This is a genomic window from Pseudomonas orientalis, assembly GCF_022807995.1.
Classification (GTDB): Bacteria; Pseudomonadota; Gammaproteobacteria; order Pseudomonadales; family Pseudomonadaceae; genus Aquipseudomonas; species Aquipseudomonas orientalis_B.
In genome coordinates this window covers 5514093-5528453 of the sequence record NZ_CP094351.1, presented here as the reverse complement: position 1 = coordinate 5528453, position 14361 = coordinate 5514093, and the positions used below count along the sequence as shown (strand labels likewise).

Sequence of the window (14361 nt, the reverse complement as noted above, 5' to 3'; positions counted from 1 at the left end):
CAGTTCCATCACTGACTAAACAGTTTCAACCTTTAAAACCACCCCATCCTGCCCAATCACGCGGACTTGAGCGCCTACAGGCGCATCGGCACCGGTGACCATCCATACGCCATCGCCGACCTTGACCTTGCCCCTGCCGTCCACTATCGCCTGATGCACCACAAACGTGCGCCCGACCAGCTCTGAACCGCGCTCGTTCAAGCCGGGCTGATCGCTGGCCTTGGCGCTGCTGCGTTGGCGTTTCCACCAGTACACGGCCGTCAATATCGACAACAGGGCAAACAGCAACAGTTGCCACTCCAGTCCGAGGGACGGGACGATAAACTTGATCACGCCCACGGCCGCTGCGGCAATACCCATCCACAGCAGGTAGCCGCCGGTACCGAACACCTCAAGAATCAACAGCACGGTGCCCAGCGCCAACCAGTCCCAGAACGAAAGATGCTGCAGGAAATCCCACATGGTGGCGACCTCAGCCTTTCTTGTTGTCGAAGGTGGCTTTGACGATCTCGCCGATACCGCCCACGGCACCAATCACCTGGCTGGCTTCCAGCGGCATCAGGATAACCTTGCTGTTGTTGGCCGAGGCCAGCTTGCCCAGGGCATCAATGTATTTCTGCGCGACGAAGTAGTTCACCGCCTGCACGTTGCCGGAGGCGATCGCTTCCGATACCACCTGGGTCGCGCGGGCTTCAGCCTCGGCCTGACGTTCACGCGCTTCGGATTCGAGGAAAGCGGCCTGGCGGCTACCCTCGGCTTCGAGGATCTGCGCCTGCTTCTTGCCCTCGGCCGTGAGGATCGCCGAGGCGCGCAGGCCTTCGGCTTCGAGGATCTGCGCACGCTTGATCCGCTCGGCTTTCATCTGCCCGGACATGGCCGCCATCAGGTCGGCGGGCGGGCTGATGTCCTTGATTTCGATACGGGTGATCTTGATGCCCCACGGCGCCGTGGCTTCGTCGACGGTGCGCAGCAGTTTTTCGTTGATACCGTCGCGCTGGCTCAGCATGGCATCCAGCTCCATGGAGCCGAGCACCGTACGAATATTGGTTTGCAGCAGGTTGCGGATGGCATGTTCGAGGTTGTTCACCTCGTACGCGGCCTGGGCAGTGTTGACCACCTGGAAGAAGCACACGGCGTCAATCTGCACGGTGGCGTTGTCGGCGGTGATCACTTCCTGGGGCGGGATATCCAGCACGCTTTCCATCACGTTGATCTTGCGGCCGATGCGGTCCATGACCGGGATGATGATGTTCAGGCCGGGCTTGAGGGTGTTGGTATAGCGGCCGAAACGTTCAACGGTCCACTGGTAGCCCTGGGGCACCACTTTGAAACCCATGAACAGGATGGCAATGGCCAAACCCACGAAAAGAAGCAGTACGGTTCCGATCTGCATAACGATTCCCTATCTGATGATGTCAGTGACACGACGTTGTGCCGATTGTAACGGTGTCGTCACGGATAAGGACGGTTTCATTGCCCTGCGAACAAAGGATTTGTTTCTGAATCCCCAGGGGTAACCCTGAGGACTTCCGCCAGCGTCGTCAGCCCGGCCTTCACCTTTTGCATGCCGGCCATCCGCAGGCTGTGCATGCCTTGCCCGAGTGCGGCATGGCGCAAGGCCTGAACGTCGGCGCCGGGGGTGATCAGCGCTTTGAGGGTTTCATCCAGGACCATGATCTCGTAAAGCCCGGCCCTGCCCCGATAGCCGCTGTCGCGGCACTCCGCGCAGCCGACGGCCTCGTAGACTTCGGCGACGGCACGCTTGCAATGGGGGCACAGCACGCGCACCAGACGCTGTGCCATCACGCCTATCAGCGTCGCCTTGATCAAATAATGAGCGATGCCCAGTTCCTGCAAACGGCTGATGGCGCTCGGCGCATCGTTGGTGTGCAGCGTCGACAGCACCAGGTGCCCGGTCAGTGCGGCCTGTATCGCCATTTCGGCGGTCTCCTGGTCGCGAATCTCGCCGATCATGATGATGTCCGGGTCCTGGCGCAGCAACGCGCGGATACCGCTGGCGAAGGTCAGGTCGATGTTGTGCTGCACCTGCATCTGGTTGAACGCCGGCTCGACCATTTCGATGGGGTCCTCCACCGTGCACAGGTTGACCTCCCGGGTCGCCAGCTGTTTGAGGGTGGTGTAGAGCGTACTGGTCTTGCCCGAGCCGGTGGGGCCGGTGACCAGAATGATGCCGTTGGCCTGTCGGGTCATGACCTGCCAGCGCTGCTGATCATCGGCGGACAGTCCCAGTTGGTCGAAGTCCTTGAGCAGCACCTGGGGATCAAAAATGCGCATCACCAGCTTCTCGCCGAAGGCGGTGGGCAAGGTCGACAGGCGCAGTTCCACCTCAACGCCTGCCGGCGTTTTCGTTTTGATGCGCCCATCCTGGGCCTTGCGCTTCTCTGCCACATTCATGCGCCCAAGGCTTTTCAGTCGGCTGACCACAGCGGTGGCGACCTGGGGCGGAAATTGGTAGACGTCATGCAACAGCCCGTCAATGCGAAAGCGTACACGCCCCTGTTCGCGGCAGGGCTCGATGTGGATATCGCTGGCCCGTTGGTCAAAGGCGTACTGCAACAGCCAGTCGACGATATTGACGATATGCACGTCATCGGCATGCGGCTCGCTGTCGCTGGCGCCCAGGCTGAGCCGTTCCACAGTACCGGGGGGCGCCATTTGCTGGTCGGCACCGCTGACCGATTTGGCCAGACGGTAAAATTCCTTGATACAGCGCTGGAGGGTTTGAGGGTTGGCCACCACGCGCTTGATCGAGCGCTTGAGTACCTGGGAAAGCCCGGCCTCCCAGCCGCTGACATGGGGCTGAGCGCTGGCAATCGTCACGCTGTGCGCATCCACGGCCACTGCAAGGATGGCGTGGCGCTGAGCGAAGGCGTGGGACATCAGCGGCACCACCGTCGCCACGTCGATCTTCAGCGGGTCGATGCGTAGATAAGGCTGATCGACGTGCCGGGCCAGCCACTGCGTCAAGGTTTCCAGGCATGGACCTTGTGCGGCGATAACTTCCAGGGGGTGTTGGGCGCTGGTGGGCACGGACGACAATTGCCGCGCCGTCTCTGGGGTAATCAGTTGCTGCTCGATCAAGACAGGCAGCAACTGATGCAGTTCCAGAGGGTGATCTTGCAGGACGGCGGACATGAGGGTTTCCTGGTTGGCGTCGGGTTTAATTCCAGGCTAGCCAGTTTTCGAGAATCCTCCTTGGTCGTGTATTGCAGGCTTTGTCCGAAATCAAGCCCACCACTAGCCTGCCAGTATTGCGCTGACAGGGAGGCCTCATCGGGGCAAGCCCCCTCCCACAAGTCAAATGTGGGAGGGGGCTTGCCCCCGATGGCGGTATTACAGACGCAGCAAGGTCTTCCAAGCCCGATGCTGATACACCGCAATCGCCTGATGCATCCGCGCATCCAGCGATTCATCGGTAATCGGCTGGTTGGCCAGGTGCGCCAGCTTGTTCAGCTCGCCGTACAAGCGGTCCAGTTCAGGAATGTCCACCACCTGACGCGCATGGTGCAGCCAGGCCTGGATGCGTTCGATGCGTGGCAGTTGCTCGGCCAGGTCTTCCGGCTGTTGCTGGTAACGCTGCAGTTGCAGGGCAACGGCGTCATCGGCCAGCAGGCGCGGCAGCCAGTTGGTGATCTGCGCGGCGCCCTGACGGTTGCCACGCACGTTGCGCGCTTCGGTCCAGGTGCGGGCCAGCAGCCAGCGCGAGGTGTTCAGGGAGAACAGGCCCCAGCGCACATCCTGCAGCTCTTCGACGAACTGCTCCGGCGCGGCTTTGCGAATGTCTTCATCATCGTCACCGGCCTGGACCAGCGGGCGCCAGTCTTCCAGCAACGCATCCAGGGCACTGCGCAGCTCGCTGGTGGATTGACGCGGCGCGGCCTGGCCGAGGCTGCCGATCAGGGCACGCAATTCGCCAAGGTTCTCGACCCAATCCTGCAGCAGACGCCAGTGGCCATTGAAGCGGTATTGCTCGGCCAGGCGCTGGCTGCTGCCCAGCAGGTGCCACATGATTGCGGCGAAGGCATCGTCCAACGGCATTTCGGCGTGAATCTGCGGTGCCGGCAGGCTCAGGGAATAACTGCTGGCGTCGTACAGGCGATAGCCACGTTCGGCCTTGCTGATGTCACAGGGCATCAGCGCCAGGGTCGCCGCCAGTTCGGCGGCCAGCTCCAGCAGGGCTGCCGGCTCGCCCTCGCGCAGTTCCAGTTCAAGCTCGCAGATTTCTTCCTTCTGCTTGCCGACCACCACATGTCCCAAGTCCAGGGCGGCTTCGATCACCACCTTGGCCTTGCCGCGACCCCAGGCGATTTCGGCACGTTCACGCACGAAGTCGGTGGTGAAGATCGGCTTGAGGGTCTTTTTGTCCAACTCGGCCAGTTGCTCGGGCCAGCACTCGCCGTCGAGCTTCTTCACGTCGAGCTTGGCTTTGGGCAGGTCCCAGTTGTATTCGTTGCGTTCCGACAAGCCTGCAACGCTCTGGCCGCGGGTCTTGAGAGTCTGGATGATGTCGTCACCATCCTTGCGCAGGCGCAGGGCCACCTTGGCCTGGGCCAGGTCGCGCTCGGGGGTGTCGAAGTACTGGTTCATCAACTCACGGCGTTCCCAGCCACTTTTGTTGCGTTTTTTCAGTAGCGGGTGCTCACGCAGCGCTGCGAGTGTCTCGCGGCTGACGCGCAGCTTTATTTCGGTTTCTTTATGCATGGCCGGAAAATCCAGGATCGGGAGCGCAGCCGGGGAAAAGTGTGGCTGCCAAGGTCGTGCAGTGTACAGGACTGAGCCCGGCAACGTGCCGCAACGGTTTATTGTGTCGTGCAGATGGCTCTATAGTGGGGCTCATCCGGGAAGTGGGAGACCGCGCATGCCGTTACCGTCCATGAAAGAGCAGTTCGCCGCGTTGATTGCCGCGCCGTCGGTCAGTTGCACTCAAGCATCCCTGGACCAGACCAACCGCCCGGTGATCGACCTGCTCGCCACCTGGCTGGGCGATTTGGGATTCTCCATCGATATCCAGCAGGTCAGCCCCGGCAAGTACAACCTGCTGGCCAGTTTTGGCACTGGCCCCGGTGGCCTGGTGCTGGCCGGGCACAGCGACACGGTGCCCTACGACGCGGCTTTGTGGAAAACTGATCCGCTCAAACTGACGGAAGTCGACGGCCGCTGGGTAGGATTGGGCAGTTGCGACATGAAGGGCTTCTTTGCCCTGGCCATCGAAGCCGTGTTGCCGCTGCTGGATCAACCGTTCAAGCAACCGCTGCTGATTCTCGCCACGTGCGATGAGGAAAGTTCCATGTCCGGCGCCCGTGCGCTGGCTGAGGCGGGGCGCCCGCTGGGCCGCGCGGCGGTGATCGGCGAACCGACCGGCCTCAAGCCGATCCGCCTGCACAAAGGCGTGATGATGGAACGCATCGACATCCTTGGCCAAAGCGGCCATTCGTCGGACCCGAGCCTGGGCCACAGCGCCCTCGAAGCCATGCACGACGCCATCGGCGAACTGCGCGGCCTGCGTCTGGCCTGGCAACGTGAGTACCGCAACCCGCAATTCAGCGTGCCACAGCCGACCATGAACTTCGGCTGCATTCACGGCGGCGACAACCCCAACCGTATCTGCGGGCAGTGTTCTCTGGAGTTCGACCTGCGACCGTTGCCAGGCATGGACCCGGAGGTCCTGCGCGCCGCGATCCGGCAGAAGCTGCAACCTTTGGCCGAGCGCCATCAGGTCAAGATCGACTACGCGCCGCTGTTCCCCGAAGTGCCGCCGTTCGAACAGCCGGAAGACGCCGAACTGGTGCGGGTCGCAGAGCGTTTGACCGGCCATCGCGCCGAAGCGGTGGCGTTCGGCACCGAAGCGCCTTATCTTCAGCGCCTGGGTTGCGAAACCCTGGTGCTCGGCCCTGGCGATATCGCCTGTGCGCACCAGCCGGGCGAATACCTCGAAATGTCACGCTTGACGCCTACAGTGCGTCTATTGCGGGAACTGATCGAACATTACTGCCTGAAACCTGCATAAATTAACCCCCGCCTGTTCGTACATAGAAAGGAGAGTGAGCGTGTCGCCAAGCCTGTTCCGACGATAACCATCAGCCGCTGTGCGCTTTCACGATTGATCCCTTTTTGGCTGCTTTTTATTACAGGCCCAGGTGTTATGCCCGACTACGTTAATTGGCTTCGTCACGCTTCGCCCTACATCAACGCTCACCGCGACTGCACCTTTGTGGTCATGCTGCCCGGCGATGGTGTGGAACACCCCAACTTCGGCAATATCGTCCACGACCTGGTGCTGCTGCACAGCCTGGGTGTGCGACTGGTGCTGGTGCACGGCTCGCGCCCACAGATCGAAGTGCGCCTTGAAGCGCGTGGCCTGACCCCGACTTACCACGAAGGCATGCGCATCACCGATGCAGCGACGCTGGAGTGTGTGATCGATGCGGTCGGCCACCTGCGGATCGCCATTGAGGCGCGCCTGTCGATGGACATGGCTTCGTCGCCGATGCAGGGCTCGCGCTTGCGCGTGACCAGCGGCAACTTTGTGACCGCCCGTCCTATCGGCGTCTTGGAAGGTGTGGACTATCACCACACCGGCGAAGTACGCCGGGTCGACCGCAAGGGCATCAACCGCCTGCTGGACGAGCGTTCCATCGTGCTGCTGTCGCCGTTGGGGTATTCGCCCACCGGTGAAATCTTCAACCTGGCCTGCGAAGACGTCGCCACCCGCGCCGCCATCGACCTGGGCGCCGATAAATTGCTGCTGTTCGGTGCGGACCTGGGCCTGATCGATGAAAACGGCCGCCTGGTGCGTGAGTTGCGTCCGCAGCAAGTGCCGGCGCACCTGCAACGCCTGGGCAGCAACTACCAGGGCGAGCTGCTCGATGCCGCCGCCGAGGCCTGCCGTGGCGGAGTAGGGCGCAGCCATATTGTCAGCTATGTCGAAGACGGCGCCCTGCTCACCGAACTGTTCACCCGCGATGGCGGCGGTACGCTGGTGGCCCAGGAGCAATTCGAACTGGTGCGCGAAGCGGCGATTGAAGACGTCGGCGGCTTGCTCGACCTGATCAGCCCGCTGGAAGAGCAGGGCATTCTGGTACGTCGTTCGCGGGAGGTGCTGGAGCGGGAGATCGAGCAGTTCAGCGTGGTCGAACGCGAAGGCATGATCATCGCCTGCGCGGCCTTGTATCAGATCGCGGATTCGGATGCAGGTGAATTGGCGTGCCTGGCGGTGAATCCGGAATACCGCCATGGCGCACGGGGCGATGTATTGCTCGAGCGTATCCAGACCCGTGCCCGGGCGCAGGGTTTGAAGACCTTGTTCGTCCTCACCACCCGCACCGCGCACTGGTTCCGTGAGCGCGGTTTTGTACCGAGCAGCGTGGACCGCCTGCCGTCGGCGCGAGCATCGCTGTACAACTACCAGCGCAATTCGAAAATTTTCGAAAAGGCTTTGTAAACCCGATCCAGCACACACTGCCTAACAAAATGTAGGAGGGGGCTTGCCCCCGATAGCGGTGGGTCAGTCAACTGATAAGTCACTGACAGACCGCAATCGGGGGCAAGCCCCCTCCCACATTGAACCGCGTTTATTCTGTGATGAATTTATCGGTCACATAGGCCGAATAGTCCGGCAACACCGTCTCCACCTTGCCCTGCTCCTTCAAGAACTTCGCCGTCTCCCCAATCGCCTTTGCCGTGCCGCCCTTGAGCAGCGCCTCAGTCTGTTGCGCCTGGGCATCCGCGAAGGTGCTGCCAGCCAACAACTCCGGAATGTCGGCGGCATTGGAGCCTGTCAATTTGGCGATTTTCTGCACCGGCTCCGAATCCACCGTCCAACGGTCTTTGTGTGCGGCATAGTCGGCAAACGCGTCCAGCGTGACCTTGGCGAACTTGGCCACGACGTCAGGGTGTTTTTCCGCGAAATCCTTGCGCGCCACCCACACCTCGAAGGTGGGCGCACCCCACTGACCCACCTGCGCCGCGTCTGTCAGGGTTTTGCCGGTCTTGCGGATTTCTCCGAGGGCAGGCGACCACACGAACGCGCCGTCAATATCACCGCGTTTCCACGCGGCTGCGATTTCGGCGGGTTGCAGGTTCACCACTTTGACTTGCCGAGTGTCCAGCCCCCAGTGTTTGAGTGCACCCAGCAGGCTGTAGTGGGAGGTCGATACGAACGGCGTGGCGATGGTTTTGCCGATCAGGTCGACGGGTTTGTCGATACCGCTGCCGTTACGCACTACCAGGGCTTCAGAAGCGTTGATCTGTGCCGATACGATAAACGCCATAATCGGTAAGTTGCGTGAAGCGGCCGCCGCGAGCGGGCTGGAACCCAGGTTGCCGATCTGTACGTCGCCCGATGCGATGGCCGTGACCACCTCCGGGCCACTGTTGAACCGGCGCCAATCGATCTTCTCGCCAATGGCTTTTTCGTAGAGACCGTCGGCCTGGGGGACTTTGCTGGGATCGATGCCGGTCTGGTAGCCGACAGTCAAACCGGCCGCGTTGACACCAAAAGAAACTAATACCGATACAAAAACTGTAACAAATTGACGGGAGGATATGCGTTTGGCCATGATGGCGTCGCCTTTTTGATCGTGAGTGACGTATGCAACGGAACGTCAACACTAATCGATCTAAAAAGGCACTGATAAATACCCTTTAGGAATTAGCTTATGGACGGGTTCGTCTATCCTGACCAGTCCGTTTCACGAATGCGCTTATTCCTGAATCGTATGAAAAAGAATGAAATAATTCTTTTTGGGTGTATGAAAAACTCATTACCCTGCAGGGACCAAATCAACTGCGATTAGACGAAGGTAGTAGACACACAAGGTTACGATTGACTTGGTGGTCACTATCTGGCGCTAATCGCGCATCTGTGGATCGAGGGCGTCAGACCCGAGACCAAAGAAATACAAAAATTAGAAATGAGAGGAGCGGTACATGAAGAAGTCCACCTTGGCTGTGGCTGTAGCGTTGGGCGCAATCGCCCAGCAAGCAGGCGCTGCCGGTTTCATCGAAGACAGCAAGGCCACACTGGGCCTGCGTAACTTCTACATCAACACCGATAACCGCGAAGGCACGGCCAACCCGAGCAAGAACGAAGAGTGGGGCCAAGGCTTCGATCTGCGTTTCATCTCCGGTTATACCCAAGGCACCGTGGGCTTCGGTCTTGATGCTATCGGCCTGTTGGGTGTTCGCCTGGATTCCGGCGGCGGTACCAACGGCGCGACTGCCACGTCCTACGGCGGCACCATCTTCCCGAGCAAGTCCAATGGCGAAGCCGTTGATAACTACTCGAGCCTGGGTCTGACTGCCAAAGCCAAGATCTCCCAGACTGAACTGAAGCTGGGTACCTTGCAGCCCAAGCTGCCGGTTATCGTGACCAACGATGGTCGTCTGCTGCCGCAGACCTTCCAGGGTGGCCAGATCACTTCCAGCGACATCAAGGACCTGACCCTGGTCGCCGGCCAGATCGAAAAGGCCAAGGGCCGTAACTCCAGCAACAACGAAAGCCTGTCGATCTCCGGTGCCAACAGCCGTGGCGTGAACTGGCGCTCGAGCAACAAGTTCTACTATGCCGGTGGCGACTACAAGCTCACCAAGGATCTGACTGCCCAGTACTACTACGGCAACCTGGAAGATTTCTACAAGCAGCACTTCCTGGGCCTGACCCACAACTGGGCTATCGGTCCGGGTGTATTGAAGTCTGACCTGCGTTACTTCAACAGCTCCGACGACGGTAACAACGGCAACCAGTCCGCCTACTTCTCCACAGGCAACTACGGTGGCGTCAACTCCGGTCGCGGCAAAGTCGACAACAATCTGTACAGCGGCCTGTTCCTGTACTCGGTTGCCGGTCACACCTTCGGTGGCGGTTACCAGGTCAGCAATGGCAGCAGCGACTTCCCTTGGCTGAACCAGGGCGACGGTTCGTCGGCCTACATCACCACTGACATGCAGATCCAGAAGTTCGCCCGTGCCGGCGAGCGTACCTGGCAAGCACGCTACTCCTATGACTTTGCCAAAGTCGGCGTACCTGGCCTGACCGCGGGTGTGGTTTACCTCAAAGGCGACCATATCGACACCGTTGCCAGCAACCGTGCCGAGTTCACCGGTCAGTCCGAGTGGGAACGTGACATCACTGTTGCCTACGTCGTACCGGAAGGTCCGCTGAAAAACGTCGGCGTGGCGTGGAAAAACGCTATGTGGCGCAGCGATATCGCCAACGCGCGTAACCAGGACGAAAACCGCTTGATCGTCAGCTACTCGATCCCGCTGTTGTAAGACTGTAAAACCTTGCCCGGCGCAATGCCGGGCAGGGTGTCTTGCCTTTCAAGTCGGGCTCAACCCCCGCAAGCCCTTCCTGAACCCTCTTTGTGCAGCGTCTCAAGGCCTTCTCGAACCTTGGAAACGATGGTGCTCCTCAGTGCTGATCACGTCCAATGAACAGATTTTTAATATTCGTTTATCGTCTAGATAAATCGATATTTATTCTTTTTAAATTATCTCCGTTCCATGCACAGTGGGCTCCATAAGCACTCATCAGGAGCCACACCATGAGCCTAAGACTGGGCGATATCGCCCCCGACTTCGAACAGGATTCCAGCGCCGGCAAGATTCGTTTCCACGAATGGCTGGGCGATAGCTGGGGCGTGCTGTTCTCCCATCCAGCGGACTTCACCCCGGTGTGCACCACTGAGTTGGGCTTCACCGCCAAACTCAAGGATGAATTCGCCCAGCGCGGCGTCAAGGCCATTGCGCTGTCGGTGGACCCGGTGGACTCGCACCACAAGTGGATCGAAGACATCAACGAAACCCAGAACACGGTCGTCAATTTCCCGATCCTGGCCGATGCCGACCGCAAGGTGTCGGACCTCTACGACCTGATCCACCCCAACGCCAGCGACACCCTCACCGTGCGCTCCCTGTTCGTGATCGACCCGAACAAGAAGATCCGCCTGACCATTACCTACCCGGCCAGTACCGGCCGTAACTTCCACGAAATCCTGCGGGTGATCGACTCGCTGCAGTTGACCGACAACCATAAGGTCGCCACCCCGGCCAACTGGCAGGACGGGGACGAAGTGGTGATCGTGCCGTCGCTCAAGGATGAAGAAGAGATCAAGCAACGCTTTCCGAAGGGCTATCGCGCGGTGAAGCCGTACCTGCGCCTTACCCCACAACCCAACCGTTAACGCAGGTCAAATCTGGAAACAGGACCAGTGTGGGAGGGGGCTTGCCCCCGATTACGGTGCCTCAGTTACCAAATATTTAGCTGACCCACCGCTATCGGGGGCAAGCCCCCTCCCACATGTTGAGCGCATTTCAAGCAGGGGTTTTCAGGCCATTTCGATGGCCTTTTTTTTTGCGTGGCGATCTGTTTCGCGCATATGTTTTTATGGAATAAACAAATGAATAAATAAGATTTAAAGATATATAAATCTGCTGCTAAGGTCTGTTCCATCTTGGCGTCATCGCTACACAGCGAACCGCCGACACTTGCTCAAGGAATTCCCTACATGCTGGTTGTAACACTTGGAGGCAGTCCCAGTCAGCGTTCCCGCTCCGGGGTCTTGCTGGAGAAAACCCGTCAATGGCTGCAAGACCAAGGCGTGGAAGTGGTGAGTTACCAGATCCGCGACTTCCCGGCCGAAGACCTGCTGCACGCGCGGTTCGACAGCCCCAAGGTCATCGACCTGTTGCAGCAAGTGGCGAATGCCGATGGCCTGGTGATCGCCACGCCGGTGTACAAGGCGTCGTTCTCCGGCGCATTGAAGACGGTACTCGACTTACTGCCCGAGCGTGCCCTGGCCCACAAGGTGGTGTTGCCGATGGCCACTGGCGGCAGCATCGCGCACATGCTGGCGGTGGATTACGCCCTCAAACCCGTGTTGTCGGCGCTCAAAGCGCAGGAATTGCTCCACGGGATTTTCGCCGAAGACAGCCAGATCGCCTACGGCGAAGGCAGTGCCCAGGCGCAGTTGGTGCCGGTGCTTGAACAGCGTTTGCAGGAAGCCCTGGAGCAGTTTTACAGCGCCATGGCCCGCCGCCCGAAACCGTTGGACCCACATGTGTTGAACGAACGCTTGTTGAGTGCCCGCTGGAGCATTTGAGCCTTACCCCGACATCTGGAAACACTCACCTTACTCAGCCGCCAACGGCCAAGCAGGTGCAGCCAATACCCCACTCGCATATTTGGAGAGAGCGCCATGCGCACTGTCATTTTGCGTCGCGGTCTGGTCGCACTGTTTGCTGCGGCTGTGTCCTTCGGCGCCATCGTTCAAGCCCACGCCGCAGAAACCCTGCGGATCGGTTATCAGAAATACGGCACGCTGGTGCTGCTCAAGGCCAAGGGCTCGCTGGAAAAACGTCTGGCCGCGCAGGGCGTGCAGGTGCAATGGACCGAATTCCCAGGTGGCCCGCAACTGCTTGAGGGCCTGAATGTCGGTTCCATTGACTTTGGCGTCACCGGCGAAACCCCGCCGGTATTCGCCCAGGCCGCCGGTGCGGATCTGCTGTACGTGGCCTACGAGCCGCCGGCGCCGACCAGTGAAGCGATCCTGGTGCCGAAAGATTCAACGATCAAGTCGGTGGCTGAGCTCAAGGGCAAAACCGTTGTCTTGAACAAAGGCTCCAACGTGCATTACCTGCTGGTGCGTGCCCTGGAAGATGCCGGCCTCAAATACACCGACGTGAAAACCGTGTTCCTGCCGCCCGCCGATGCCCGCGCCGCCTTCGAACGCGGCAGCGTGGACGGCTGGGTGATCTGGGACCCGTACCAGGCCGCCGCCGAGAAACAGCTGCAAGCGCGCACCCTGCGCGACGGCACCGGCATTGCCGACAACCACCAGTTCTACCTCGCCACCAAGCCCTACGCCGAACAGCATCCCGAGGTGATCAAGGCGCTGGTGGAAGAAGTGCGCGCCGTGGGCGAATGGTCCAAGGCCAACCCGCAGCAAGTGACTGACCAGGTCGCGCCGCTGCTCGGCCTGCCGGCTGATATCACCCTGACCTCGGTGAAACGCCAGGGCTACGGCGCGCTGTTCCTGACGCCGGAAGTGGTCGCGGCCCAGCAGAAAATCGCCGACGCCTTCTACCAGCTCAAATTGATTCCCAAACCCTTGAGTATCAAGGACGTGATCTGGACCCCACCCGCCGCTGTTGCCAAAGCGCCGTAATCCGACTTCTTCAGGAGACAACTCCATGAGCCTCAATATTTTCTGGTTCCTGCCTACCCATGGCGACGGTCACTACCTTGGCACCGCCGAAGGCGCTCGCGCCGTCGATCACGGTTACCTGCAACAAGTGGCACAGGCCGCTGACCGCCTGGGCTTCGGTGGGGTGTTGATCCCCACCGGGCGTTCCTGCGAAGACTCCTGGCTGGTGGCCGCCTCGCTGATTCCCGTGACCCAGCGGTTGAAATTTCTAGTCGCGCTGCGGCCCGGGATCATTTCCCCGACGGTGGCCGCACGTCAGGCCGCGACACTGGACCGCCTGTCCGGTGGCCGCGCACTGTTCAACCTGGTGACCGGCGGTGACCCGGAAGAGCTGGCCGGCGACGGCTTGTTCCTCAGTCATGAAGAGCGCTATCAGGCCTCGGTGGAGTTCACCCGCATCTGGCGTCGGGTGCTCGAAGGCGAGACCGTGGATTACGACGGCGAGCACATCAGCGTCAAAGGTGCCAAGTTGCTCTACCCGCCGGTCCAGCAGCCACGCCCGCCGCTGTATTTTGGCGGTTCGTCCGAGGCGGCCCAGGACCTGGCGGCCGAGCAAGTGGAAATGGTGCTGACCTGGGGCGAACCACCGGCAGCGGTGGCGGAAAAGATCGCCCAGGTGCGGGCCAAGGCTGAAAAGCTCGGACGCACCCTGCGCTTCGGCATTCGTTTGCACGTGATCGTGCGTGAAACCAACGAGGAGGCCTGGAAAGCCGCCGATAAACTGATCTCCCACCTGGACGACGACACCATCGCCCGCGCCCAGGCGTCCCTGGCGCGCTTCGATTCGGTGGGCCAGCAGCGCATGGCGGCCTTGCACGGCGGCAGTCGCGACAACCTGGAAGTCAGTCCCAATCTGTGGGCCGGGGTCGGGCTGGTGCGCGGCGGCGCGGGCACTGCGCTGGTGGGCGATGGCCCGACGGTTGCGGCGCGGGTCAAGGAGTACGCGGACCTGGGCATCGACACCTTTATATTTTCCGGCTATCCGCACCTGGAAGAGTCGTATCGGGTTGCCGAGTTGCTGTTCCCGCACCTGGATATCGAACGACCCGAACTGCCGAAAAGCGCCGGCTACGTCAGCCCGTTCGGTGAGATGGTGGCCAACGACATCCTTCCCAAAGCTGCATCGCAGAGCTGA

At 60.5% G+C, this 14361-nt stretch carries 12 protein-coding genes; 7 read left to right on the top strand and 5 right to left on the bottom strand.

Annotation, left to right across the window (positions count from 1 at the left end; all coding sequences use genetic code 11):
* Positions 1-15 precede the first annotated feature (15 nt).
* The 4 genes from MRY17_RS24860 to MRY17_RS24845 form a co-directional block, all read right to left on the bottom strand.
* Positions 16-462: an NfeD family protein gene (locus MRY17_RS24860; RefSeq protein WP_124425388.1), complete on the bottom strand. Its 447-nt coding sequence runs from the start codon at positions 460-462 to the stop codon at positions 16-18.
* A 10-nt stretch (positions 463-472) separates the two neighbouring features.
* Entirely contained in the window at positions 473-1393 is a 921-nt protein-coding gene (locus tag MRY17_RS24855; protein ID WP_003176797.1) for an SPFH domain-containing protein, read from the bottom strand.
* Positions 1394-1470: 77 nt separating this feature from the next.
* Positions 1471-3156 carry a GspE/PulE family protein gene (locus MRY17_RS24850; protein ID WP_243353021.1) on the bottom strand — a complete coding sequence of 562 codons (1686 nt, stop codon included), beginning with the start codon at positions 3154-3156 and terminating at the stop codon, positions 1471-1473.
* 198 nt (positions 3157-3354) lie between these two features.
* Positions 3355-4722, bottom strand: a complete 1368-nt coding sequence (locus MRY17_RS24845) for an inorganic triphosphatase (RefSeq protein ID WP_191956213.1) — start codon at positions 4720-4722, stop codon at positions 3355-3357.
* 157 nt (positions 4723-4879) lie between these two features.
* Here MRY17_RS24845 and argE point away from each other — a divergent pair, with 157 nt between their 5' ends.
* Complete coding sequence (argE, locus tag MRY17_RS24840) at positions 4880-6028, top strand: acetylornithine deacetylase (RefSeq protein ID WP_181282569.1); 1149 nt, start codon at positions 4880-4882, stop codon at positions 6026-6028.
* A 135-nt stretch (positions 6029-6163) separates the two neighbouring features.
* The gene (argA, locus tag MRY17_RS24835; protein WP_057723403.1) at positions 6164-7462 is read left to right on the top strand and encodes an amino-acid N-acetyltransferase; all 1299 of its coding nucleotides are present in this window, start codon (positions 6164-6166) and stop codon (positions 7460-7462) included.
* 130 nt (positions 7463-7592) lie between these two features.
* On the opposite strand, the gene tauA is transcribed toward argA, so the two are convergent.
* Entirely contained in the window at positions 7593-8579 is a 987-nt protein-coding gene (gene tauA, locus MRY17_RS24830; RefSeq protein ID WP_243353020.1) for a taurine ABC transporter substrate-binding protein, read from the bottom strand.
* A 370-nt stretch (positions 8580-8949) separates the two neighbouring features.
* Between tauA and MRY17_RS24825 the strand changes: the two genes are divergently transcribed.
* From MRY17_RS24825 to ssuD, 5 genes are all read left to right on the top strand, one after another.
* Positions 8950-10293, top strand: coding sequence for an OprD family porin (locus tag MRY17_RS24825; protein WP_181282566.1), 1344 nt, complete (start codon positions 8950-8952; stop codon positions 10291-10293).
* A gap of 272 nt (positions 10294-10565) precedes the next feature.
* Complete coding sequence (locus MRY17_RS24820; RefSeq protein ID WP_017139542.1) at positions 10566-11204, top strand: peroxiredoxin; 639 nt, start codon at positions 10566-10568, stop codon at positions 11202-11204.
* 324 nt (positions 11205-11528) lie between these two features.
* Positions 11529-12122 carry an NADPH-dependent FMN reductase gene (gene ssuE / locus MRY17_RS24815; RefSeq protein ID WP_057723407.1) on the top strand — a complete coding sequence of 198 codons (594 nt, stop codon included), beginning with the start codon at positions 11529-11531 and terminating at the stop codon, positions 12120-12122.
* 96 nt (positions 12123-12218) lie between these two features.
* A complete protein-coding gene (locus MRY17_RS24810; RefSeq protein WP_243353019.1) occupies positions 12219-13187 on the top strand; it encodes a sulfonate ABC transporter substrate-binding protein in 969 nt (322 codons plus the stop codon).
* Positions 13188-13212: 25 nt separating this feature from the next.
* Positions 13213-14361: an FMNH2-dependent alkanesulfonate monooxygenase gene (gene ssuD / locus MRY17_RS24805; protein ID WP_005792361.1), complete on the top strand. Its 1149-nt coding sequence runs from the start codon at positions 13213-13215 to the stop codon at positions 14359-14361.

Coding starts and splice junctions, on each gene's coding strand:
- tauA (WP_243353020.1), bottom strand. CDS start 8,579: ATGGCCAAACGCATATCCTCCCGTCAATTTGTTACAGTTTTTGTATCG.
- MRY17_RS24855 (WP_003176797.1), bottom strand. CDS start 1,393: ATGCAGATCGGAACCGTACTGCTTCTTTTCGTGGGTTTGGCCATTGCC.
- ssuE (WP_057723407.1), top strand. CDS start 11,529: ATGCTGGTTGTAACACTTGGAGGCAGTCCCAGTCAGCGTTCCCGCTCC.
- MRY17_RS24820 (WP_017139542.1), top strand. CDS start 10,566: ATGAGCCTAAGACTGGGCGATATCGCCCCCGACTTCGAACAGGATTCC.
- argA (WP_057723403.1), top strand. CDS start 6,164: ATGCCCGACTACGTTAATTGGCTTCGTCACGCTTCGCCCTACATCAAC.
- argE (WP_181282569.1), top strand. CDS start 4,880: ATGCCGTTACCGTCCATGAAAGAGCAGTTCGCCGCGTTGATTGCCGCG.
- MRY17_RS24810 (WP_243353019.1), top strand. CDS start 12,219: ATGCGCACTGTCATTTTGCGTCGCGGTCTGGTCGCACTGTTTGCTGCG.
- ssuD (WP_005792361.1), top strand. CDS start 13,213: ATGAGCCTCAATATTTTCTGGTTCCTGCCTACCCATGGCGACGGTCAC.
- MRY17_RS24850 (WP_243353021.1), bottom strand. CDS start 3,156: ATGTCCGCCGTCCTGCAAGATCACCCTCTGGAACTGCATCAGTTGCTG.
- MRY17_RS24845 (WP_191956213.1), bottom strand. CDS start 4,722: ATGCATAAAGAAACCGAAATAAAGCTGCGCGTCAGCCGCGAGACACTC.
- MRY17_RS24860 (WP_124425388.1), bottom strand. CDS start 462: ATGTGGGATTTCCTGCAGCATCTTTCGTTCTGGGACTGGTTGGCGCTG.
- MRY17_RS24825 (WP_181282566.1), top strand. CDS start 8,950: ATGAAGAAGTCCACCTTGGCTGTGGCTGTAGCGTTGGGCGCAATCGCC.